15 protein-coding genes are annotated in these 24,454 nt (G+C 73.3%); 6 read left to right on the top strand and 9 right to left on the bottom strand.

The features are described from left to right. Positions 1-93 precede the first annotated feature (93 nt). A complete protein-coding gene (locus E1269_RS22660) occupies positions 94-381 on the top strand; it encodes a hypothetical protein (RefSeq protein WP_131898811.1) in 288 nt (95 codons plus the stop codon). 180 nt (positions 382-561) lie between these two features. Here E1269_RS22660 and E1269_RS22655 read toward each other — a convergent pair whose 3' ends face one another. The 6 genes from E1269_RS22655 to E1269_RS22630 all read right to left on the bottom strand — a co-directional run bounded on the left by E1269_RS22655 (position 562) and on the right by E1269_RS22630 (position 9,291). Further along, on the bottom strand, positions 562-2,454 hold the full coding sequence (locus E1269_RS22655; protein ID WP_131898809.1) for a LamG-like jellyroll fold domain-containing protein: 1,893 nt from the start codon (positions 2,452-2,454) through the stop codon (positions 562-564). Between the two features lie 380 nt (positions 2,455-2,834). Next, on the bottom strand, positions 2,835-5,609 hold the full coding sequence (locus E1269_RS22650) for an ABC transporter permease (RefSeq protein WP_131898807.1): 2,775 nt from the start codon (positions 5,607-5,609) through the stop codon (positions 2,835-2,837). Next, positions 5,593-7,401, bottom strand: a complete 1,809-nt coding sequence (locus tag E1269_RS22645; RefSeq protein WP_131898805.1) for an ABC transporter ATP-binding protein — start codon at positions 7,399-7,401, stop codon at positions 5,593-5,595. Before E1269_RS22645 ends, E1269_RS22650 begins: the two co-directional genes overlap by 17 nt. After that, positions 7,398-8,285 carry a MauE/DoxX family redox-associated membrane protein gene (locus E1269_RS22640; RefSeq protein ID WP_131898803.1) on the bottom strand — a complete coding sequence of 296 codons (888 nt, stop codon included), beginning with the start codon at positions 8,283-8,285 and terminating at the stop codon, positions 7,398-7,400. The genes E1269_RS22645 and E1269_RS22640 overlap by 4 nt, the downstream gene beginning before the upstream one ends. 27 nt (positions 8,286-8,312) lie before the next feature. Next, complete coding sequence (locus E1269_RS22635; protein ID WP_131898801.1) at positions 8,313-8,501, bottom strand: hypothetical protein; 189 nt, start codon at positions 8,499-8,501, stop codon at positions 8,313-8,315. Between the two features lie 130 nt (positions 8,502-8,631). Then, positions 8,632-9,291: an ABC transporter ATP-binding protein gene (locus E1269_RS22630; RefSeq protein ID WP_420810662.1), complete on the bottom strand. Its 660-nt coding sequence runs from the start codon at positions 9,289-9,291 to the stop codon at positions 8,632-8,634. Positions 9,292-9,662: 371 nt separating this feature from the next. On the opposite strand from E1269_RS22630, the gene E1269_RS22625 reads away from it, so the two are divergent. Next, positions 9,663-13,481, top strand: a complete 3,819-nt coding sequence (locus E1269_RS22625; RefSeq protein WP_131898797.1) for a S8 family peptidase — start codon at positions 9,663-9,665, stop codon at positions 13,479-13,481. On the opposite strand, the gene E1269_RS22620 is transcribed toward E1269_RS22625, so the two are convergent. Then, entirely contained in the window at positions 13,450-14,466 is a 1,017-nt protein-coding gene (locus tag E1269_RS22620; protein WP_131898795.1) for a TrmB family transcriptional regulator, read from the bottom strand. The genes E1269_RS22625 and E1269_RS22620 overlap by 32 nt on opposite strands. A 113-nt stretch (positions 14,467-14,579) precedes the next feature. Here E1269_RS22620 and E1269_RS22615 point away from each other — a divergent pair, with 113 nt between their 5' ends. The 4 genes from E1269_RS22615 to E1269_RS22600 all read left to right on the top strand — a co-directional run bounded on the left by E1269_RS22615 (position 14,580) and on the right by E1269_RS22600 (position 18,373). Continuing rightward, positions 14,580-15,182, top strand: coding sequence for a PadR family transcriptional regulator (locus E1269_RS22615; protein ID WP_162606574.1), 603 nt, complete (start codon positions 14,580-14,582; stop codon positions 15,180-15,182). Between the two features lie 108 nt (positions 15,183-15,290). After that, positions 15,291-16,988 (top strand): ABC transporter substrate-binding protein, encoded by a 1,698-nt coding sequence (locus tag E1269_RS22610; RefSeq protein WP_131898791.1) that lies wholly within the window; start codon positions 15,291-15,293, stop codon positions 16,986-16,988. A gap of 19 nt (positions 16,989-17,007) precedes the next feature. After that, positions 17,008-17,655 carry a response regulator transcription factor gene (locus tag E1269_RS22605; RefSeq protein ID WP_131898789.1) on the top strand — a complete coding sequence of 216 codons (648 nt, stop codon included), beginning with the start codon at positions 17,008-17,010 and terminating at the stop codon, positions 17,653-17,655. A gap of 55 nt (positions 17,656-17,710) precedes the next feature. Beyond that, positions 17,711-18,373: an ACT domain-containing protein gene (locus E1269_RS22600; RefSeq protein WP_131898787.1), complete on the top strand. Its 663-nt coding sequence runs from the start codon at positions 17,711-17,713 to the stop codon at positions 18,371-18,373. 10 nt (positions 18,374-18,383) lie between these two features. On the opposite strand, the gene E1269_RS22595 is transcribed toward E1269_RS22600, so the two are convergent. After that, positions 18,384-20,495: a RecQ family ATP-dependent DNA helicase gene (locus tag E1269_RS22595; RefSeq protein WP_131898785.1), complete on the bottom strand. Its 2,112-nt coding sequence runs from the start codon at positions 20,493-20,495 to the stop codon at positions 18,384-18,386. A 105-nt stretch (positions 20,496-20,600) separates the two neighbouring features. Continuing rightward, the gene (locus E1269_RS22590; protein WP_162606573.1) at positions 20,601-24,392 is read right to left on the bottom strand and encodes a S8 family serine peptidase; all 3,792 of its coding nucleotides are present in this window, start codon (positions 24,390-24,392) and stop codon (positions 20,601-20,603) included. Between the last annotated feature and the right edge of the window lie 62 nt (positions 24,393-24,454).

The following is a 24,454-nucleotide window of genomic DNA, read 5'->3' as shown; positions in this document are numbered from 1 at the left end:
ACCCACAATGGCGATCAGGTGTCTTTGTACTGAATTGTCACAGAATAGAGTGGCGCTATTCACAAGGGCCTGGCGTCTCTGTCCGTCTTGTCGGTGCGCCCGGTTGACGTCCCGCTTGTGCCGTCCAACCTCCACGAGGTGTTGATCGAGCTGTTCCGCCAAGAGCCTGCCCTGGTCGCGCAGCTGTTGGTCGATCCGCTCGACATCGACGTGCCCACCCACCGGCGGGCCGCCCTCGCACCGACCGATCTCAACGACCTCGTGCCCACCGAATTCCGCGCCGACGCCGTCATCGTACTGACCGCTAACGGCGACACACCCGTCCTAGCGATCGTCGTCGAGGCACAGCTGGGCCGCGACCGCAACAATCGGTGGAGCTGACCGGCCTACCTCGGCCGTCCTCACCGCCCGTGGCGTGCAGGTGCCCGACCGCGCAAGAGCCCGCATCACCGACTCCACCGACCTTGACCAGCTCGACGCCTGGGCACGCCGCGCCGCCACCGTCAACACCGTCGAGGAACTCTTCGACTGATCCGGTGGCGCCGCCGCCCAACGCCCGGATCACACCAACGGCGTCATGAACTCGCTGGGCTCGAGGGCTCGGCCGCTGATCCGCACGTCGCCGAGGAAGCCGTAGAACCCCTGCCCGAAGCCGAGGTTCCAGCCGGTGGCGCCGAGCGTGAACGGCCGGCCGAGCGTGGCGATGCCGTGCGCCGGCTGGCTGGGGTTGCGCGCGATCGGCGAACCCTCCACCCACACCACCGTCCGCTCGCCGTCGTTGACCACCGCCACGTGGAACCATCGACCGACCGGCAGCGCGTGGCTCCACGACGTCGGCGACGCGTCCTGCACGTGCGGGTAGAGCACGTACTGGAGGAAGCGCTCCGGTGAGACGTTGAGGCTGCAGGTCGGCTCGAGCGGCGAGTAGCCGGCGGTCTTCCCGGCGTCGCCGGCCCGGCCCTGCCAGCTGAAGATGCCCATCCAGGCGTGGTTGCCGACGAACGGCTCGGGCAGCTTGACGAACACCTCGATGGTGTAGCCGCCGAGGAACTTCTCCGCGTTGATCGGGGCCGCGGCGACCGCCTCCAGCACGGCGCCGCGGTCGGGCGACTGGCCGCCGTCGAACCGCAGGCTGGCGTGAGCGGGCGCGCCGTCATGGTGGTCCAGCGAACGGGTCAGCAGCTCGGGCACGGTGGAGTGCAGACGGCGGGCCACCAGGTCGTTGCCGTTGCGGGTGAGGTCCTGGGCGACCGCGCCGTCGGCGACGACACCGCCCTCGGTCACCCGTCCGCGCAGGCCGAGCGTGTCGAAGCGCCAGTAGGCGACGGTGTCGCGGCCGATCACCCGCGTCGGCGGGCGCGAGGGCGGCTTCGGCACGGGCGCGAACCCCTCGAACCGGGCCGCGAAGTCCACCGGCAGGCTGAACCGGTCGACGTCGCCGGTCAGCTCGATGACATCCGCGCCCAGCGGTGGCCGCTCCCCCGCCTGGCGGGTGAGGAACCACGGCGCGAACGTCTCGACGTCGATCGTGCCGCGGACCAGGTCGAACTGGTAGAGCCGGATCATCCCGGCGCCGCCGTAGTAGCGGTCCTGGTAGTTGGTGATGTGCACGTGCACGTCGTTGCCGGCGTCGTTGGTCAGCACAGTGCGCCCGGGCGGCCAGTAGTGCCCGCCGAGCGCGAGGAACACCTGGTCGTTGCGGCGCAGCAGCCTGTCCCAGAGCCGCTGCCCGTTGCCGGACAGCGCGGAGACGCCGTCGTCGCCGGCCGCCGCCAGGTCGTGCGTCGTCACGACGGCGGGCAGCTCCGGGTGGGCGTCGAACACGCCCTGAGCCCAGGCCAGCCCGGCGTCGGAGATCCGCCAGTCCAGCGCCAGCACCAGCCATTCCCGGCCGGCCGCCGGCACGACGTGGAAGCTGTTGTAGCCGTCCGGCGACGCACCGCCGAACGTCTCGCTCCCGGCGAACCGGGACGGCCCGAACGCGCCCAGATACGGCGAGTCGCCACGCTGGTCGTCGGTGGCGCCCGGCACGTCGTGGTTGCCGGCGAGCACGCTGAACGGCACCAGCCCGTCCAGCGCCTCGAACGTCCGGTCGGCCAGGTCGATCTCGTCCTGGGTGCCGTGCTCGGTGACGTCGCCGAGGTGCGTCATGAACGCGACGTTGGCTACGCCCCGCTGCTCGCCCAGGTAGCGGAACGTCGCCGCGAGCGGCTCGGGGTCGGAGCGGTCCTCGTCGAACAGATACTGAGTGTCCGGCAGAACCGCGATCGAGAAGCGCGGGCTCTGCGGGTCGTAGGCGCCAGGGAAGGGCGGGACGACGGGCGCGGCGTGCGCGACGGGGTTGGCAGCGACGCCGGCGGCGAGGCCGGGGACTGCGATCGCCGCCGGTGCGGCCAGCGCACCCTGGAGGAGACGACGGCGGGCGACACCACCGGCCGTGGGACGTTCGGGCATGCGGACCTCCGGTGAGAGTTCTGATCCGGCACATCGGATCAACCGGACATGGCCGCCCGGCGGAGAGCGCGTGACGGCCTGCGATCCGCAGGACGAACTCCCTGCCGGTCGCGGGTACGGCTTCATCCCCGCCCAGGTCGCTCGGCACCTGGCAGCCGCCGGCGGGTGGCGATGGCCGCGCACCGATCGAGCACCACGGGCGGCTGGGACGTCGGGCGCCTCCCCCTCCGGCGCCACCGTCTGGACGAGTCCGACCGGCCACCGCTACCTGAGACCACCCGGATCCGTCGGCCCGATCACCGACGGTGAATCGGCCGACCCACCACAGGAGCCGGATCCGCCGCCTCGCGGAGGCTGCACCTCCGACCGATCGCAACGGGTCAAGCGTCGCGGGTCAGGGTGGTCGCGACGGTCATCCTGCGCAGCGCGGCGGCCGGGACCAGGCTGGCCAGCACCGGCACCGCGGTCCCGCCCGCCACCGTCGTGACGGCCACGACCACCAGCTCGGGCTGGAACTCGCCGGCCAAGCCGGCCGCGAGCACGAGGCCGGCGACGGTGCCGAGGACCGCGCCGGCCAGCCCGATCAGCGCTGCCTCGGTCAGCACCAGCCGCCGGACCCGCCCGTCACCCCAGCCGACGGCCTGGAGCACCGCGATCTCCGCCCGCCGGTCGCGGACGTTCAGGAAGACAACGTCCGCGACGGCCACGCTCGACAGGGCGACGGTGACCAGCGCGGCCACGTAGTCGATCTCCCGGGCGCGCAGCGAGACGGCGTCGCCGAGCACCGAGCCGACGACGGCGCCGTGGAAGGCCACCGTAATGCCGAGCAGGACGGTGAGTGCTGCACAGCCCAGTGCCACCGCGACCACGCCGAGGCCCGTGCGGCCGGGCGAGCGGACCACGTTGGCGACGGCGAGCGACCACAGGCCGCGTACCGTCGGAGCCCGTGCCGCCATCCGGCGCACCCGGACCCCGCCGGGTTGCAGGACGGCGGCGGTGGCCGGCCGGGACGCGCGCCAGGCCGGAAAGGCGGCAGCGCCGAGCGCGACCAGGACCGCCGCCGGGATCGCCACCGCAGCGCGGTCCGCCGTCACGTCCAGGCCGCTGATCCGGCCGACCGCGACCGACACCAGGGCGCCGGTCACCCCGGCGGCGCCGCCCACCAGCATGACTTCGGTCAGCAGCAACCGCAGGATGTGGCGGCGGCTCCAGCCGACGCGGCTCAGTACCGCCAGTTCACCACGCCGGGAGCGGGCCGACGCGGCGGAGACGTTCGCGACGAACAGCGCACTGACCGCCAGGACCAGCACGAACAGCGCGACGCTCTTGTGGTCGACGGCCCGCATGACCGCCGCGACGACCCCCTGGCGCAGCCAGGTCTCGACCAACGCCAGCTCGGGCCGGCCGAACGCGCCCTCCGGGAGTGCCACGGTCTGTTCGGTCGCGGAGCTGCCGAGGACGACGTCGACGTCGAGGCCGGTGGCGGCGCGGATCTGGTCGGCGACCAGGCGCACCCGCTCCCGCTCGACCGCGCTCACCCCGCTGACGCCCGCGACCCGGACCCGGACCGCGCTGATCGGCGCGTCGGGCTCGGCCAGCTCGATGCCGGAGCGGGTGAACGTTTCGAGGTCGGACAGTCGGATAAATGCCGTGGGCGGGCCCAGGTGATAGGCCGCGGGACTCCCGGACGGCAGCAGCGGCACCCCGCCCAGCAGTTCGCTGCTGCGCGCGTCGGCCGGCGGCAGTCCGTGTGCCCCGTCGAACTCGGCGGCCTCGACGTCGTCGAACACGCCGACGATCTGCATCTGCGGCAGCTGGCTCTGGCCCGAGGCGGTGCCTGGATGCGGGCGCACCTCGCGGAAGCCGGTGTCGGCGACGAGCGGCGGTGCGGGGACGTAGCCGCCGGCCCGCAGCGGCGAGCGCCAGACGTCCCACGGGTTCTCCACCGGCCGCGGCGCCAGCACGCCGTCGGCACCCACGTCGTAGGTCGTGGGCAGGGTCGTCCAGAAGCTGTCGACGACGATGTTGGTGCCGCTGGTGCGCGCCTGCTCGACCAGCACCTCGTAGGCCTGCTGGGCGGTGACGGTCTCGGTGGCGACGACGGCGCCAGGCGTGGTCAGGAGCTCGCCCACCTGCTCCAGGGTGAGGCCGGAGGCCAGCCGGTCGGCCGCCTCGCCGGGCAGCTCCCGCACCGTGACCTCGGCCTGCGCGTCCACCTGGGGCTCTGCGGCGACGACGACGGGGACCGGCCGGCTGCCGGTGCCGCTCGCCGGTGGCGCGTCGCCCAGCGCGAGCAGTGACGCGGGCTGGCCGCTCCCCTGGTTCAGTGCCGCCTCCTGGGCCGGGTCGACGGCGGCCACGAGCATCGGGAACGACCATTCGACCACGACAGTGCGCTGGTCCGGTGCCTGCCACTGGCGAGCGGCGGCGTCGTGACCGGGCTGAGTGGACTCGCAGGTGCGGCTGCGCTCGCGGGCGGCGGTCGCCGGCACGTCGGGGGCCGACGCGAGGTCCTGCCACGCCGGGCACACCAGCGTCGTAGACCCGTCCGGCGCCGTCTCGACCAGGCCGTACGGCGCCGCGTCGTCGCCCGCGGGCCCGACGAACGTGATCGGGTTCGGGGTGACGTAGGAATACGACGCCGCCGGCTGCTCGATGGCCGTCAGGCCGCGGTCGGTGGTGTGTACGACGTCGGCCACGAGTAGCTCGCGGCCGGTCTCGTCGCGCGGGCCGGCCTCGACGGCCACCTGGGTCGCGGTCATGACGTAGCCGACCATGGCCACCGGAGCGGCGACCTCGACACCGGAGAGCTCGCGGATCGCGTCGTAGTCGTCCAGCGCGATGCCGCCGAACTGCCCGGACAGCTGGTACGGCCGTACGAGGCCCGCCACGGCCTCGAGCTCGCTGCGACTGCCGGGCGGGCGTACCAGGATGTGATAGTCGTCCTGGGCCGCCACGACCTCTCCGCGCAGCTCCAGCCGCTCCACCTCAGAGGCGCCGGTGAGCACGGTGAAGGCCGTGGTCGCCGCGACAACGCCGAGGCCGAGCGCCAGGGCACGGCCCCAGTGCGCGCGCAGCTCGGCCCGCACCAGCCGGCCCATGCCGGCGCGCGTGCGCGCCCGCCGGGGCTGCCGAGGGTCAGCCGGCGGCCACATCGGCACGCCTCCCGTACCCGCCCGCCTGCATCTGGTAGAGCCGCGCGTACTCGCCGCCGGCGGCGAGCAGCTGGTCGTGTGTGCCCTGCTCGGCCACCCGTCCGCCGGCGAGCACGACGATGGCGTCGGCGTGCCGGACCGCGCCGAGCCGGTGCGTGACCAGCAGGCACGACCGGCCGCCCCGGGCCGTCCGCAGGTGCTGGTACAGCGCGGCCTCCGCGTCGGCGTCCAGCCCCGAGCTGGGCTCGTCGAGGATCATCAGCTCGGCCTCGGTGCGCATCAGCGACCTGGCCAGCGCGACGCGCTGCCACTGCCCGCCCGACAGCTGCACTCCGTCGGCGTCGTCGGTGCCGCCGAACGCGCGGCTGAGCATGGTGCCGTAGCCCTGCGGCAGCCGTTCCGCGACGGCGTCGACGCCGGCCAGGCGCGCCGCCCGCCGGATCGCCGGCTCGTCGTCCAGCCGGTCGAGGTCGCCGAAGCCGATGTTGTCGGCCACCGGAAGGTCGTAGCGCACGAAGTCCTGGAACAGCACGCCGATGCGCCGGCGCACGGCCCGAGCGTCCAGTCCGACGATGTCGTCGCCGTTCCAGAGGATGGTGCCGCTGGTGGCCTCGTAGAGCCGGCACAGCAGCTTGACGACGGTGGACTTGCCGGCCCCGTTGGTTCCCACCAGCGCGACCATGGCACCGGGCGGGATCGCGAAGGAGACGCCACGCAGGACCGGCGCATGGCCGGCAGCGTAGCGGAAGGTCACGTCACGCAGCTCGACGCCGGCGGACCGGGAGGCGGCCGGCAGTGACCGCCGCAGGGACCGGACACTCTCCGCGGCGGTGCTCGCCAGTACCGCGTCCAGGTGGGCGAAGATCAGCGCGCCGTGGTGGCCGTCGCCGAAGGCCCGGACGACACCGGCCGCGGCCACCTGCAGCCCGGCGACGCCGACGACCAGCATGCTCAGTTCCCCGACGGTGATCCGGCCGGCCGCTGCCTGTCCGGCGCCCCAGAGCATGGCGGCCGCGGACAGCCCGGCACCGGACACCGCGAGCCCGGCCTGGACCACCGCGGTGCGCCGGTCCACGGCGCGCTGTGCCCGGGCGAGCTGCCGCAGCTCGGCCGTCATCCGGTCGTTCAGCAGGCCGCCCAGGCCGAAGACCCGGATCTCGGTGGCCGCCCGGGCGTCGGTCAGCAGAGTCGCGTAGAACATCTCGCGCCGGGTGCCCGGAGTGGTCTGCCACATCATCCGGGCCCGGTCGCGGCTCTCGGCTACGGCAGCGACGACGGCGGGGACGCAGCCGGCCGCCGTCACCAGGACCAGCCAAGGGCCCACCGCGGCGAGCACGAGCGCCAGCCCGGCGGCCGTGACGATCGCTTGTACAGCGGCGAACAGCGCGTGCGCGAGCACCTGGGGCGCGCCCGCCCCGGCCTGCTCGGCCAGCCGCAGCCGGTCGAGGAAGGCGGGCCGCTCCAACAGTTCCAGGCCGGTCACGCCGGTGACGGCGCGCATCAGGGTGGACTTGGCTCGCAGCCCCACCCGTCGGGCCAGCTCGCCCTCGGCGTACCTGGTCGCCGGCCCGACGACCGCGCCGCCCGCCGTCACGGCGCCCAGCAGGAGCATCGCGGCCACGCCATCGCCCCGCGTCGTCACGGCGTCGAGCACCCGGGCGAGCAACCACGCGTTGACCGGCACCACCACGCCCGCCACCAGCGACAACACCGCGAAGCCGGCCGACCAGCCAGGCGCCGCCCGCCACATCAGGGCCAGCGCCCGGACCGCGGCCGCGGTCGTACTCGTCACCGCACCGGACGCGGCAGCTCGTCGACGGAGTGCGTGACCGCCTCGACGAGCCCGTCGCCGGACACGAGGACGTACGTCGGGAAGAGCACCACGCCGTAGACGGCGGCCAGGTCGTCGGCACGCGCCCCGCTCACGACGCTCGCGACGTCCGACACGGCCGCGACGATGTCCGCCGCCTCGGCGGGGTCGCCGACGACGGTCACGACCGCCGTGCCCCGGCCGCCGAGCACCGTCGCGTACGCCACCAGGCGGGGCAGCGCCAGCCGGCAGCCACGGCAGCTCGCGGAGGCGAACGCCACGAGCCGGACACCGCCGGCGGCACGCGGTGCGGGGGCGCCGATGTCCGGCCCACTCGGCGGCAGCGTCACCGGTTCGCCACCGGCGGGCGCGTTGGCCGGGGGTCGAAGGGCCAGCCAGCGCAGGACGAGCAGGACGACCGCGGCGGTCGCCAGCGCGGCCGGCGTCCGTCCGGAGTCGCCGATCTCGGGCACCGCCAGCGCGCCGAGTGCGAGCCCGGTCAGGACCGCGTTGCGGACCACACTGGCCCAGGTCACCGTCGACGACGCCGAGCCGAAGCAGCGGCACGGCAGCGCCTGCGTCCGCCGCGCCAGCACGGCGGCGCCGGCCGTCAGCGCCGCTGCCAGTGCGCCCGCCCCCAGCAGGCCGGCGGACGCCGTCGCTGGTACGGCCAGCAGGACCACCACGACCGCCTCGGCAGCCACCAGCGCCCACGCCCCGGCGCGGGCCTGGGGCAGACGCAAGCCGACCCGCAGGGTCGTGGCGAGGCCCGCCACACCGCCCGGCCGGGCCACCTTGCCGATCACGGCCACCGCGAACACGAGAACCAGCGCCCAGCGCGCCACCTCGGCAACGAAACCGATCACGTCGTCACCGTCTCGCCACGCCGCCGGTCAGCAACTGCCGATCAGGGTCCAGGACTCACAGACGTACACGCAGTCCGGGCGGAAGCAGCACTGGCGCCGGTAGTACCGGCCGTTGGCGTCGCACATGTACTCGTACCGGCAGTCGGGCGGGCAGTCCCGCAGGGCGATGGTAGGTGCGAACACGGACTTCACGGCCGCGCTGAGGGTCCTGGTCATGCGATGCTCCCCGAGAGTCGAACTTCTGGCGCTATGTCCCCTTTCTACCTTGCGCCTAGGTAAGAATCACCGGGCCCGCACCGACTGTCACGGACTGTTCGCCTGCGAGCGGCGCGCCGCTCACCTCGTATCAGCCGAGACCGGTCGCGCGGCGCAGGGTCTCGTCGGGCCGCGGGTCCCAGAGCGGGTGGTCGCCGACGACGCCGCCGTCGCGCAGGCTCACCACGCGGGAGCACTGCGCCGCGACGGCAGCCTCATGCGTCGCCAGGATCATCGTCATGCCCTGGTCGGCCTGGACCTCCGCCAGCAGGTCGAGCACCTCGTCACCGGTGCGCGAGTCGAGGGCACCGGTCGGCTCGTCGGCCAGCAGCAGCCGCGGCCGCACGACGAGTGCGCGGGCGATGGCCACCCGCTGCTGCTCCCCGCCGGACAGATCGGCCACGCGGGCCTCGTGCCGCGCGCCGAGCCCGACGGCGTCGAGGGTCTCGCGGGCCCGCCGCACGCGGTCGAAGTCGACCTGCACGGGCATCAACGGCACGACGACGTTGTCGAGCGCGCTCAGCTGCGGGAGCAGGTGATAGTGCTGGAAGACGAAGCCGACACCACGCCGGAACACCGCGGCGGCACGCCGGGACAACTGCTCGACCCTGGTCCCGCCGACCACCACACTGCCCGTGTCCGGCCGGTCCATCGCGCCGATGACGTGCAGCAGCGTGGACTTGCCCGACCCGGACGGCCCGATCACCGCCACCGACTCGCCGGCCTCGATGTCCAGGGTGACATCGACCAGCGCCGGCACCTTCGCGGCGCCCTGCCGGTGCAGGCGCGACACGTTGCGTAGCGAAACGGGTGCACCCGCGAACCGGTCGTGGCCCCCCGACCGTCCGTCCACAGCATCGCCGTGACTGCGGCGTCTCATGTGATCATCATGACCTTCGGCTCGCCGGAACAAACGAGCGGGTGCAGTTTCTCATCTTTCGGTCTCTCCCGCCTTCCGGGCGTTGCACGGCGATGTCGCAAAAGCGAATCGTCGCGTTTGCGACCCGCGCCGCCCTTCCGCCCGCGGTGGCGTGCTGCCCAGACTCCAGCTATCCCCTGGCAACCTTGGAGGACGACGTGTCGCCACGATCCTCGACCCGCACCGGACGTCGACGCCGCCTGATGGCCGCTGGACTCGCCGCCAGCACCGCCGCCAGCACCGCCGCTCTCGGCGTCGTCTCTCCCACCGGCGCGGCGCCGCCGGCAGCCGTGCCAACCGCCGACGCTGGCCCGGCCCTCGACTTCACGCTGCTCACCGGCGACGTGGTCCGCCTGCGGAGCCTCCCGGACGGCACGCCGCACGGCGAGGTGATCCACGATGCCGGCCGACCGGACGACGTCGTGTTCCAGCAGGTCGACGACGACCTCTACGCGCTCACCGGAGAGGCCGTGCGGCTCATCGGAACCGGATGGTTGGACCGGGAGCTGTTCAACTTGACCGCGCTGGCCGAGTACGGCTACGACGACGCGGGCGTCGACGCGCTGCCGGTCATCGCCACCGCCCCGGCCGGCTCCCGGTCCGGACCGGCCACCTCCGCTCTCGCCGTCGACGGCGCGGCGGTCGTCCAGCCCCTGGACAGCATCGGCGCCACGGCTCTCACGATCGACAAGGACCGCGTCGAGGAGGTCTGGGCCGACTTGACAGGGAACCTCGAGGCCGCCACCGGCACCGCCACCCGGACCGGCGACACCGCGGCGCCGGTCACGTTGTGGCTCGACGCGAAGGTCCGGACCGCGCTCGACGTCAGCGTCCCGGCGATCGGCGCGCCGACGGCCTGGGAGAGCGGCTACGACGGCACCGGTACCACCATCGCGGTCCTGGACACCGGCATCGACGCGGACCACCCGGACTTCGCCGGCCGCATCACGGCCAGCCGGAGCTTCGTCACCGGCGAGCCGACCAACGATCTCAACGGGCACGGTACGCATGTCGCGTCCATCGCTGCCGGCGCCGGCGACACCTACATCGGAGTCGCCCCCGGCGCGGACCTGGCCATCGGCAAGGTCTGCGCCGCCGATGGCACCTGCCCGACGTCGGCGATCATCGCCGGGATGGAGTGGGCAGCCGTCGAGCAGGACGCTGACGTCGTCAACCTGAGCCTCAACGGCGCCCCGACCGACGGCGCGGACCCGATGTCCCGGGCGGTGAACGAGCTGACCGCGGCCACCGGCGCGCTGTTCGTCGTCGCCGCCGGGAACAGCGGCCGGACCGGCGGCACCATGCAGGTGGGCACGCCGGCGACAGCGGACAGTGCGCTCGCGGTCGGCAACACCGCCAAGACCGCCCCGCACGAGCTGTCGGACTCCTCGAGTGTGGGGCCGCGGCTGAGCGACTACGCGGTCAAACCCGAGATCACCGCCCCCGGTGAGGCCATCGTCGCCGCGCGCGCGACCGACGGGGTCATCGGCGCGCCCGTCGACGACCACTACACCAGCCTGTCCGGCACCTCCATGGCCACCCCGCACGTCGTGGGCGCCGCCGCGTTGGTGGCTGAGCAGCACCCGGACTGGACGGCAGGACAGCTGAAGGACGCCCTGGTCAGCACCGCGAACCCGCACGCGGAAGCACCGGTCACCGCACAGGGCGCCGGCATGCTCGACGTCACCCGCGCCACTGCCGGACCCCTCGTGGCGACCGGCACGCTGAACCTCGGCGCGATCGAGCCGCCGCACACCGCGACCACGGGCATCGTCACGCTGCGCAACACGAGCGGCGCGCCGCTACCCGTCGACCTCGCCCTCGCCGGCCTGATCCGGACCGACCCGACCAGCCGCGACGTCACCCCGCTCACCCCACCCGACGGGGCCGTCACCGTCACGCCGTCGAGCGTGCAGATCCCGGCCGGCGGCACCGCTGCCGTCGAGGTGACGGTCGACACCACCGCCTTCGAGCTCGCCTCCTACTTCGGCCGGCTGGAGGCCCGCGCCGGCGGCGACCTCCTGGCCAGCACCACGCTCAGCTGGACGAGGAGCCCGCAGCGGCATCAGCTCACGGTCAGCGGCATCGACCGCACCGGCGCGCCGGCGCACACGACGTGCTGCTCCTGGCTGACCCTGATCAACCTCGACACCGCGACGGCGCACCTGGGCTGGTACGACGAGGGACGCGCCTACTTCGCCGGGTTCGGATACAACACCCTGCTGCCGGAGGGGCGCTACGCGGTGCTCAGCAACATCTCCGACTGGACCGCGGGCGAGCCGTGGGCGCTGGTGTCGGAGACCCTCGGCGGCGATCCCGAGTTGCTGCTCGACCGGGACACCGACCTCCTCATCGATGCCCGGGACGGCATTCCGGTCACGATCGAGGGACCGCGGTCCGATGCCGAGCCGGTCCAGCCGGGGATGGACGCGACCTGGCGCCGGGTGCTGGGCGAGCCCGGGTACGAGGATCTGCGCGTTCAGGAGACGTTCTCCAGGGTGCCGACGGTTTACGTCATCCCCACCGGCGAGGCGACCATCGGCGAGTTCTCGCTCACGGTCGGCACCAGGCTGGCCGCCGAGGACCTGACGATGACCGTTCCCGGCTCCGGTTCACCGGCACTGGATCCGCAGTATCTCCGTTCCGGTACGAGCGACGTCAGCGGCTGCAACGTCGCGGGTCACATCATGTGTGTGCCCGCCTTCGACTCGCCGGGCAGCTACCAGCTGGTCGACGCCGGTTCCGGGTCGCCGGCGCAGCTCGCCGCGGCGGCCGGCCGGCTGGCGCTGGTGCATGAGGCGACGCCGCGGGACAGCGTCGCGATGGGGGAGTTCCTGGCCGCCGCGGCAGACGCCGGAGTGGCGGGAATCCTGTACGCCGTTGCCGACCCTGGCCCGCCGCAGCGCTGGATCCGAGACCGAGTCGAGGTGCCGGCGGCGGTCATCACCGCGGCCGAAGGCGACCAGCTGGCGGCGGCGATCGCCGGCGGCGCGACCACCATCAGGACCGGCGGCGAGATCGTCAGCCCGTACGTGTACGACCTGTGTGTGACGGACACGGGACGGCTGCCGTCGGAGCCGGCCTACACGTTCGACCATGACGACCTGGCCACGATCACGGCCGAGTACGCCGCCGACGCACCGGGCACGGTCTACCGCGAGTCGCGCGTCGGCCTGGGCGCGACCGGGTGCCCGCTCGGTCATTCCGCCCGCTCCACGGCGTTCGAGGCGCCGCACACCCGGACCGAGTACATCACGCCCGGTCACTGGTGGCGCACCACCACGTTCTCAGCGGAGCACTACTACGGCGTGGAGGCCGACAGGCGGACCGTCTACGAGGCGGGCGAGCACGTCACGGAGCAGCACCTGGCCGCGCCGCTCGCGCCCCGGATCGACGCGTTGAGCGCACACCGGCTCAGCGGCACCAGCTATCTGTCGATGTCCGGGTTCCCGTTCGTCACCTCGCCGTGGTTCACGTTGCAGCAGTCCTTCGGCGCGGTGGACGTCCGGTACCGCCGCGACGGCGAACCACTGTGCGAGAGCCAGTTCAACTCCGGGTGCTACGTCGACCCGGTGCCGGGCCGGTACCAGCTGGAGGTCGAGACGCAGCAGTCCAGGCGGCCGATTTCCACCGCGACCAGGACCGTCTGGGACGTCGCAGCGGCCTTCGACCGGCCGGACGAGCCGCTGCCGGCCATCGCACTCGACTACGACGTGCCGCTGGACGGCACCAACGCGGTCCGGGCCGGCACGCCCTACCGGCTCACCGTGACCGCCGGCTACCAGCCCGAGCACACCGAGATCGGTGACTTCACCGTCCAGGCCTGGGTCAGCCACGACGACGGGGCCACCTGGACCGAGCTGGGCACTCGGCCAGCCGGGCGGGATGGCGACGCGACGTTCCTGGTACGTCCGCCGCGTGAGGGCGCCGAGTTCACCACCGTCCGGGTCCTGGCCACCGACGGCGACGGGAACTCCGTCGACCAGACGATCACTCGGGCCTGGCGGGTTGCCCAGCCGTGACCCCGGTACCGTCCAGCCACCAGCGCCGACGCGCCTCCCACCCCAGCTGCAGCCGGGTTCGCACGCCGGCGGCGTCGGACATGACCCGAACCCTTCGCTGCACCCAACGCGTGCTGCGGCCGAGCTGGTGGGCGATCGCGGCGTCGGTGAGGCCGCAGAGCAGCAGGCCGAGCAGCCGGCGGTCCTCGAACCCGAGCGCGCCGCCGGTCGCGAGAACGTCGCCGTCGACGGGTTCCTGGCCGGCCGGCAGGGGTGCTGCCTGGTCCCAGACCGCCTCGAACAGCTCGATGACGACCGCCAGCAGGCCGCTGGCATGCACCACCAGGGCCGCCGGCTGCGCGTCGTGGCGCATCAGCGGCAGCGTGGCCACCCGGCGGTCGTAAACCTGCAGGCGCATGGGCACACGACGGTGCACGCGGTAGTGGTCGCCGGGCCGGCCGGTGCGTTCGAGCACCGCTGGCAGGTCAGGCACGTCGTCGAAGACGGCGCGGTCGTACACCACCCGGCTGTGTCGCGGTGTGACACCTGCGGCCGCCTCGGCCGGCGGCACGGCCACGAACGGCGGCTTCACCAGGGCCAGGATCTCCTCGGACGCACTTTCCTGCAGCCGCCTGACCTGGGCACGGAGCGCCTGCTCGCCGAGGAGCACCTCGACCAGGTGCTCCGACCCGCCGGCGCGGGCGCTCCGCTCGTGCACCTCGGCCAGCGCCAGCAACTCCTGCTGGGCCGCGAAGAGCCGCCGGGCGCGGTCGACCAGGAGCCGCTGGCCGGTCAGCAGCGGCGGGACCGCGGTCCACCGGCGTTCCTGGCCGATGTCGGCCGGGCTGACCAGCGCGCTCCCGGCCAGTTCCGCCAGGGCGGCGGCTACGGCCTCGTCGTCGAGTTCCAGCGCACGCGTGACGTCGGAGCCGCTCACGGACGGCGTCGTGACGAGGAAGCCGTAGACCGCGGCGGCCGTCGGCGACAGCCCGAGCTCCTCCAACATCGGATACCTCCCTTGGTCCAGGGCCCGCAGACGCCGCCGTGACAGGTGGCTCGACCAGGGATCACGCCGCGCGAATGTCGTGATTATCTCCGGTTCGCCCGTACAGTGTGAGAGTGCCGCTTCAGCATGCTGTTCTCGCCCTGCTGGCCGACGGTCCCAGCTACGGGTACGAGCTCAAGGCGAACTTCGAGAAAGCCGTCGGGCCGCAGTGGGGCGGGCTGAACATCGGGCACGTCTACCAGATCCTCGATCGTCTGCATCGCGACGGCATGGTCAGTTCGCACACGGTGCCGCAGGAGTCGCGACCGGACCGCACGGTCTACCTGATCACCTCAGCCGGGCAGAGCGACCTCGACGAGTGGCTCTCCGCGCCGACCACGCGCACCTCCGGCTACCGCGACGACTTCATCCTCAAGATCCTCGCCGCCGGGCGCCGCGGGCCGGACGCCGTGCGCGAAGTCTGCCGCATCCAGCGCGAAGCGCGGCTGGCTGAGCTGCAGACGCTGCGGGCGAGCCGGCGCACGCACCACCACGACGCCCTGGCCGCGTTGACCATCGAGGCGGCCGTCCTGCACACCCAGGCCGATCTGAAGCTGGTCGACACCGTCGAAGCCCGCGCCGGCGATTCCACGTTCCCGTTCTCGGCGACCGGCGAGTCCGACACGGCGGCGTCCGACACGGCGGAGACCGGCGACGCCACCCGGCACGCGTCCTAGTTGCGCCCACGCAACCCGCCGTTCGCCTGCCGTCCTCCAGGCGGTCACCTGCACCGCGCAGGCTGAGCCGGGTCGCTCGCCGCGACGTGCAGGGGTGGACGTGACGTGTTGAGAGATTGTTCCCGCCGGGGCGGCGGCCTGGCCGCCGGGCTCGCCTGCGTCGTCTTGACCGCGTGCACGGCTACCACCGAGGCCCAGCCGCCGGTCTCCGGCGGCACCCTGCACTACCTGAGCAGCGAGCCCGCGTTCTCCCATCTGGACCCGCAGCGGATGTACCTGCCGGAGGACGTCGCGTTCGCCGCGGCGTACCTGCACCGCACGCTGACCGCCTACACCTCGCCCGAGGAACCAGCCGCCGTGGAGCTGGCCGCCGATCTCGCCACCGACACCGGGACCGCCCGGAACCATGCCACCGAGTGGTCCTTCACCCTGCGCGAGGGTGCCGTGTTCGAAGACGGATCGCCGATCGGCTGCGCCGCCGTCAAGTTCGGGGTGTCCAGGGCGTTCGACCCGCAGTTCGTCATGCAGAGCGGGATGTCGCGGGCGGTCCGGATGCTCGACGTCGCGACCGTGGACGGCGTGCCCGTCTACTCTGGGCCGTACGCTGCCGACCCCGGCGACGTCGCCGCGTTCGACCGGGCAGTGAGCTGCTCGGCCGACGACCGCACCATCACGTTCCGACTGGCCGAGCCGGCCGGAGACTTCAACCACGCGGTCAGCTCGCTCGCGTTCGCACCGGTCCCGGTGGGTACACCGGCCGGAGACGCCTATGACACCGCGCCGGTCTCGTCCGGGCCCTATCGGATCGAGACCTACACCCCCGGCACCGGCCTGACGCTCGCGCGCAATGAGCACTGGGATCGCGACGCCGATCCCCTGCGCCCGGCCCATCCCGACCGCGTCGAGGTCGCTCTCGGACTCGAGCCCGACGTCGTCGAGGCGCGGTTGCTGACCGACGAGGGCGACGACCGCACCGCGGTCGCCGCCGCCGAGCTGGATACACGCACCGCCGAGCGCATCGCCGCCGACGACGACCTCGCCGGCCGTACCGTCGGCGGACCCGCACCAGGTGTGCGCTACCTCGCCATCAACACCGAGCTGGTGCCGGTGCTCGAGCACCGCCAGGCGATCGCCGCCGCCGTCGACCGGTCCGCGCTCCACGATGCTCTCGGCGGCGACCCGACCGGAACACTGGCCGACAGCCTGCTGACGCCACTACTCGCCGGCAACGACGACCCGCCGCCGTCATCAGAGCCCGCCTCCGGCGACCCCGACCGGGCACGGGACCTGATCGCCGCCGCCGGCGCACCGATGCCCGCGCTGACCTTCGCCTACGAGGACACGCCGGCCAACCGGGAGGTCGCCGAGGTGCTGACGACCGTACTCCGGGCCGCCGGCATCGCGCTGGAGCCGGTTCCCTTGGGGCCCGCGGAGTACTACCCGGCGATCCGCGACCCGGCCAGCCCGCACGCGCTCATGCTCGGCAGCTGGGCGCCGGCCTGGGCCGACGGCTCCACCGTCGTCACCGACCTGCTGACCCCTGCCGGCGGGCCGGCCAACCTGTCCCGCTACGACGTCGCCGCGGTCACCGCCGCTGCCGAGGCGGCCGCCGCCGAGCTCGACCCCGCGGAGCGGGCCGAGCAATGGGCCGCCATCGGCGCCCGAGCCGTCGCCGACGCCGCGGTCGTTCCGATCCGGTTCGACCGGCACCAGCGTCTGGTGGGTTCGCTGGTCGGCGGCGCGCGCGGCTGGGCACCGTACGGCTCGGTGGCGCATGCGGCCCTCTGGGTCCGGCCGGAGGAGTGAGACCTGGCAAGCTATGCGCGTGCGCGTCGTATTGGCTGAGGATTCCCTGCTGCTGAGAGAAGGCCTGGTCCGCCTGCTGGGTGAGGCGGGTGCGGAGGTCGTGGACGCGGTCGGCGACGGCGACGCGCTGGTGCGGTCGGTCGCCGAGCACCGCCCCGACGTGGCGATCGTCGACGTCCGGATGCCGCCCACGTTCACGGACGAGGGTCTGCGCGCAGCCCTGGCCGCGCGCTCCGCGGTGCCCGGGACCGGGGTCCTCGTGCTCTCGCAGTACGTCGAGGAGTCCTACGCTGGCGACCTGCTCGCCGACGGTGCCGGCGGCGTCGGCTACCTGCTGAAGGACCGTGTCTCCGCGCTGGCCGACCTGTCCGACGCCCTGGAGCGGGTTGCCTCCGGCGGCACCGTACTCGATCCGGAGGTGGTGGCGCAGCTGTTCGCCCGGCGTCGCCGCGACCCGCTCGAGACGCTCACCGCCCGCGAGCGCGAAGTCCTGGGGCTGATGGCCGAGGGCCGCACCAATGTCGCGATCGCGCGGGTCCTCGTCGTCACCCAGGGCGCGGTCGAGAAGCACATCTCCTCGATCCTCACCAAGCTCGACCTCCCCCCGTCCGACGACGACCACCGCCGCGTCCTCGCCGTGCTCGCCTGGCTGCGCACCGAACACTGACCCGGCCCTCACGAGTCGCAATACGGGTGTGACAGTTCTGTGCCACTCTGTGCTGGTGTCGTTTCTCATGCGTGTGGTCGTCCCGGACCGTCCCGGTTCGCTCGGCGCGGTCGCGTCTGCGGTCGGCGCGGCCGGGGGTGACATCGTCGGCGTCGACGTCGTCGAGCACCGGCTCGACGGTTTCGTCGTCGACGACTTCCTGGTCGACCTGCCCGGCGGCCGGTTGCCCGACTCGCTGGTGACGGCGTGCCGGACGGTGCCGGACGTCAGCGTGGAGTTCATCGGGCATTACAGCCCGGGCGCAAGCCTGCACCGCGACCTCGAGGCGGTCGAGGCCATGACCGACGAGCCGGAGCGGGCCGAGGAGATTCTGGTCGACCTGGTTCCGGGCATCTTCCGGTCCGGCTGGGCGCTGCTGCTACCCCAGAACGGGTCGACGCTGAAGGTGCTGCGCGCCAGCGGCGGTGCCCCGGAGGAGGATGGCTACGAGGCGCCGTGGCTGCCCATGCCGGCGCCGGGCAGGATCGTCACCGGCGACGACGCACCGCAGGCCTGGCAGGACGTGTTGGCCGTCGGCGTGCCGGTTGACGACACCGGTCAGCTGATCGTGTTCGGCCGCGACGGTGGTCCACGCATCCTCGACTCCGAGCTGGCCCGGCTGGTGCACCTGGTGGCGCTCGCCCAGGTCATCCGCCGCGGCGGGCTCGCCACTGGCTGACGCCTGCCCGTCAGCCGACTGAGGCCAGCGCGAAGGGCAGCACCTGGGCCGCACCGGCCAGCCGCACCTCGCGACCGGCGACGGTGAGGGTCCACCGGGAGTCCGCGACGTCGTCGACGAGCAGCACGACCGGCTCCGGGCCGAGCGCCGCAAGCTGCTCGCGCGCGGCCGGGCCGACCCGCCAGCCGCCCCAGACAGACGCCAGCCGGAACGCGCTGTTGCCGCCCGGCTCGCTCCCCTCTGCAAGCGCCGCGCCGGCCGGCTCCAGCTCACCCAGGTCGGCCAGCCGCCCGAGGCTGGCCAGGTGCCGCCCGACCGAGCCGATCAACTGTGGGTGCCGCCGCGACGGCATGGAGACGACGGCGTCGGGCCGGCGGTCCCAGCGCCACTCGCGCAGCACGTCGACGCAGGCTGCCAGCAACGCATCGGGTGCCGGTGCGTCCGGGGCGTCCAGCAGCGTGCGCAGCCGCTGGCCCCAGCCGAGGTCGGTGAGGCGGGCCACCACCCGGCCGGGCTCGAGCTTCTCGGCCGGGCCGATCTTGCCCTTCACGTCCACGCCCAGCCGGCCCATGCCGGAGGGCCACTGCACCCGCGGCTCCAGGAGCACGCCGGCCCGCGCCAGGGTGGTGCGCGCCGCCGCCCGCGCCCGGGCCGGGACCTCGTCGGTGTACCAGGGCCCGGCGCAGACGTCGCAGCGCCCGCACGGCGCGGCGCTGGGGTCGTCGAGCGCGGCCTGGAGGAAGGACATGCGGCACTGCTCGCCGCGCTGGTAGGCCAGCATGGACCGGGCCTCGGTGTCGCGGGCGGCCGCCACCCGCTGGTAGCGCTCGGCGTCGTAGTTCCACTCCTGCCCGGTGGCTTGCCAACCGCCGCGGACCCGCTGCACCGCGCCGTCGACGTCGAGCACCTTCAGCAGCAGCTCCAGCCGGGTGCGCCGGACGTCGACGACAGTCTCCAGCGCCGCCGTGGACATGGCGGCGCCGGCCGCGGAGAGCGCGCGGATCACCGCCGAGGCCTGCTCCTGCCGCGGCATCGAGACGGTGGCGAAGTACTGCCAGATGGCTTGGTCCTCCGCCGCCGGGAGCAGCAGGACGTCGGCCCGCTCGGTGGCCCGGCCGGCCCGGCCCACCTGCTGGTAGTAGGCCACCGGCGACGACGGCGCACCGAGGTGGACGACGAAGCCGAGGTCGGGCTTGTCGAACCCCATGCCGAGCGCGCTGGTGGCGACCAGCGCCTTGACCTCGTTGTCCAGCAGGGCGCGCTCGGCCTCGACCCGCTCGGCCGGGTCGGTGCGGCCGGTGTAGGGGCGCACCTCGTGGCCGGCCTCGCGCAGCAGCGCCGCGGTGTCCTCGGCCGCGGACACGGTCAGGGTGTAGACGATGCCGCTGCCAGGCAGCTCGCCGAGGTGGGCGGACAGCCACGCCAGCCGATGTTCGGCGTCGTCCAAGGTGAGGACGCCCAGGCGGAGGCTCTCGCGGGCCAGCGAGCCGCGAATGGTGGTGACCTCGGCTCCGCCACTGCCGAGCTGCTCGGCGACGTCGGCCACCACCCGGGCGTTGGCCGTGGCCGTCGTCGCCAGGACGGGAGTGCCGGGCGGCAGCGTCGCCAGCAGGTCGCGGATGCGCCGGTAGTCGGGCCGGAAGTCGTGGCCCCAGTCGGAGATGCAGTGCGCTTCGTCGACCACCACGAGCCCGGCGCTGGCGGCCAGCGCCGGCAGCTGCTCCTCGCGGAACCGCGGGTTGTTGAGCCGCTCCGGGCTGACCAGCAGGACGTCGACCGCGTCGTCGGCCAGCGACTTGGCGACCTCGCCCCACTCCTCGGCGTTGGCGGAGTTGATGGTGACCGCGCGGACGCCGGCGCGCCCCGCCGCGGCGACCTGGTCGCGCATCAACGCCAGCAGCGGGGAGACGATGACCGTGGGACCGGCACCGCGGGCGCGCTGCAACCCGGTGGCGACGAAGTACACCGCCGACTTGCCCCACCCGGTGCGCTGCACGACCAGCACCCGGCGGCGGCGCTCGACGAGGTCGCGCACCGCGTCCCACTGCCCGTCGCGGAACTCGGCCGCGTCGTCGCCGACCAGCCGCCGCAGCAGCGCCTCTGCTTCGTCCCGTAGGTCCATGTCCGCGACCGTAGCCGCCGGCGCCGACAGCCCGCCACCGCGCTCGGCCCTATTGTGGACGACTCGCCGCCCCGACCCCACCCTGTGGACGAACCCGCGCCGGCATCACTCCCATCGGGCGAAGTACGCCACCGTCGTCATGTCGGCATTGCTGGTGGCCAAGCCCAACGGGATGGAGCTATGGCCGGTGACGAAGACCCGGTGACCCGCCTCTGGCGTGGAGTCGACCGCCACCGCCTGCCCGGAGTCGCCCGACACGAATCCGTCGTACCGGCCGGTCCAGACGTCCTCACCGGTGCCGGCGTCGTAGGCGATGGTGACGTAGTCGTTGGAGGTGCCGGTCTCGTTGCTCTGCCCGGTCACGACCACCTGACCGCCGTCGGCGGTGAACGCGAGGTCCGACGCGATGTCCAGGGCGCCGGCCGAGCCGCCGTGACCGGCCGCCCAGAGACGCTCTCCCGTCGCGACGTCGAAGGCGACGGTGGCGTAGTCGCCGTCGTCGGTGCCCTGGGCGTTGCCGGTGACCACCACGGTCGAGCCGTCCGGGCTGAGTGCGCCGGCCCGCGGCACGTCGGTGCCGCCAGCACCGTCGTAGCCGGTGGACCACAGCTGTTCGCCGCTCTCCATGGAGTAGGCGAGGACGGCCCAGTCCGTCTTGGTCTCTGTGTCGCGGGTGGAGCCTGCGACGATCGCCGCACCGTCCGCGGTCACCATCACAGCGTTGGGAACGTCGATGCCGTGAGCCGATCCGTCGTGCAGGACCTCCCACAGCCGCTCACCGGTGTCGGCGGCGAAGGCCACGGTGCCGATGTCGGTGAGCCCGCCGTCGGCGCTGCGGCTCTGCCCGGTGACCACGATCGTCGATCCGTCCGGGCCGATCGCCATGGCCCGGGGGTCGTCTGTGCCGTCGACCGGATCGTTGTAGTGGCTGACCCATAGCTCGGCGCCGGTGGCGGCGTCGTAGGCGACGACGGCGAAGTCGGACTCCTGAGGTGCCATGTTGCTGCTGCCGGTGATGTAGACCGTCGCCCCGTCCGGGCTCACGACCAGGTCGGCCGCGGAGTCGGTCTCGCTGCCCGGGCCGTCGTGGCGGGCCAGCCACAGCTGCTCGCCGGTGGCGGCGTCATAGGCGATGGTGGTGAAGTCCCAGCCGGTCTCGACGCCGGCGCTGCTGCCGGTGACGTAGACGGTGGCGCCGTCGGGGCTGAGCGCCATCGCGGCCAGCTCGTCGGAGCCCTGGGCGGGCCCGTCGTAGCGGACGGCCCACAGCTGCTCGCCGGTGACCGGGTCGTACGCGGCGGTCACGTAGTCCGGCCGCAGCGTCCCGGGGATGGGCGGCTGGCTGTTGCCCGCGACGAACAGCCGGTCGCCGTCCGGGCTGAGCAGCGTTTCCTGGCCGGAGTCGGCGGCGAATCCGAAGAAGTTGCTCGGCCCGTCGTACCTGGCCTCCCAGTCCTCGTCGCCGGCCCGCAGCACGATCGGCGAGCGGACGTCGTGACTGCCGTCGGTCCAGGTCAGGTACCCGCCGAGGGTGGCGTTGACCGACGCTCCGGCGTACTCGAAGGTCACGGTGAACGACGCGGTCTCACCCGGCGCGAGGGTGAGCGTGCTCGGGCTGACGGTGACGTCGATGCCGTCCAGGCCGGTTGTCGACGCCGTGTAGGTGGCCGCGGTGTCGCCGACGTTGGTGACTTCGCGGGTGACGGTCTGACTCCTGGACACCCGGTCGACCGCGATCGAGGGGGTGTTGAGGTCGCTCGGGTCGAGTGAATGGCCGTCCTCCACCAGCGCGTCGCAGGCGGCCTCCTCCACGCCCTGGGTGGTGCCGCACAGGAAGGCCAGCCAGTCGTTCACGTCGTTGTCGTAGACCAGCCCGGGATCGGCGGCGCCGGTCGGCTGGACGTGCCCGGCGCCCTGGCTGAAGATCACCGCCGGGTCGGTGGCGTCCCCGTCGAGGACGTCGGAGCCGGTGGTCATCAGGGCCGACTTGATCATCATCGGCGACCAGTCCGGGTGCTGGTCGGCGAGCAGAGCAGCCAGCCCGGCCACGTGCGGTGCGGACATCGACGTGCCGCTGGCGAGGCCGAAGCCGGCGCCGTTGAACCCGGGCGGTGCGACCGCCGCCAGGATGTCCTGGCCCGGCGCCATGAGATCGGGCTTGAGCAGGTTGCCCCCGCCGGCCTGCGTCGGGCCGCGGGAGGAGAACGCCGCGGTGTACGGCGCCGGCGCGTCGTCGCCGACGGTCGCGACGTTCACGGTCGCTGTCGCGCCCTCGGTGGCGGCGTAGGCCTTGAGCGCCGCTCGGTCGGTCTCGGCGAGGTGCACGGTCGGGACCGAGTGGAAGTCGGCGTTGAGCGAGTTCTCGTCGGTGTTGACGAGGATCATGCCGATGCCCCCCGCCTCGGCCACCGCCCGGCTCTTGTTGACGCGCGGGGTGACGCCTCGGTCGCACAGCACGATCTTGCCGGCGACCGAGGCCGGGTCGAGCACCGGAACGCCGCCGTTGTCCACCGCGGCATAGCACTGGGCCACGAGCGTCGGGTCGGCGTCGGGAAGGCCGACGGTGGCGGAGTCGACCAGTGGTGCGGGGCCGGCCGCCGTGGCCGCGAGCGAGGCTCCGCTGTACCGCGAGCCGTCACCCAGGGTCGCCGAGCCAACCGGATCCCGGTCGTGCGTGCCGGCGGCGACAGTGGTGATCCACGGACTGGGGTGCGCGACGGTGCCGGCAGCCGGTCCGCTGTTGCCGGCGGACGCGGCGACGAAGATCCCGGCGTCGGCGGCGTTCATGAACGCGATCTCGACCGGGTCGAGGAGGTTGCCGGTCGTGCCCGACACCGAGTAGTTGATGACGTCGACGCCGTCGGCGACCGCCTGGTCCACCGCGGCCACCAGGTCCGAGGGATAGCCCTGCGCCGTCGATGCGTCCTCGGTCGACCAGAGCGCCTTGTAGGCGGCGATGCTGGCACGCGGCGCGATCCCGCTGATCGTGCCGAAGGCGGCAGCGGCGCCGGTGGCGGCGACTCCGTGGTTGCCGCCTGCCGTCGACGCGGTGTGGGTGCCGTGCCCGTTGTAGTCGCGCGGCGACAGGAACTCCCACGGCAGCTGCTCGGCGATGGCCTCATCGCCGCCCCAGCCGGCGTTGAAATGCTGGGCCGCGATCAGCTTCGGCGTGCACAGGCTCGCCTTCCACGAGTCGTCGACGGCGGCAGCCGCGGCGTCGCAGTCGCCGCGGAAGCCGAACGGCCGGCCCGCGTAGGTGCGCCGGCCACGCTCGTCACGGTCGGAGAAGCTGCGGCTCTCCGGCCAGATGCCGGAGTCGATGACGCCGATGACGATGTCCTCGCCGGCGCCGGGCTCACGCAGCGAGCCCGCCGCGCCGCCCAACTGCTCCCACAGCCCGCCCGGCTCGTCCAGCCCCAGGAACGACGGTGTGGACGACGTGTCGACCTCGACCTTCTCGTCCTCGGTGACGGCGACCACGTCCGGCCGGGCGGCCAGGTCGGCGGCCTGGGCCTCGGTGAGCTCGGCGGCGAAACCGTCGAACGCGTACACGTAGTCGTACAGCGGCTCGCCGCCGTCGACGTCCGCCAAGGCGTCACGGTGCTGTTCCTGCAGGTGATCGGTGTACTCGAGCACCTCGGGCGCCTCGGGGTCGATCGTCTCGTCCGGCCCGACGCGGGTGGCGGCCAGGTCGTCGACGTCGCCGTCGTAGGTCGCGACCGGGTCCAGGGTCATCTGGACGATGTACGTGCTGGTGGTCTCATCGTCAGGCGCGGCGGCGCTGCCGCTCGGCACGAGGACCGCGACGCCGGTCGCGGTGACGCTGGTGGCGGCCACCATGGCAGCCGCCAGCCGTCCGGACCTTCGTCGTCGCGTCGATTCTGCCGGTCGGTGCATCGGGTCTCCCTTTCGTCGCGCCGCGCACGCCTGGTCCGGCGCGCGATGACGCCCGATCTGGC

This window comes from Jiangella asiatica (assembly GCF_004349065.1).
In the GTDB taxonomy this organism is placed as follows: domain Bacteria; phylum Actinomycetota; class Actinomycetes; order Jiangellales; family Jiangellaceae; genus Jiangella; species Jiangella asiatica.
This window is presented reverse-complemented; position numbering and strand designations above follow the sequence as displayed.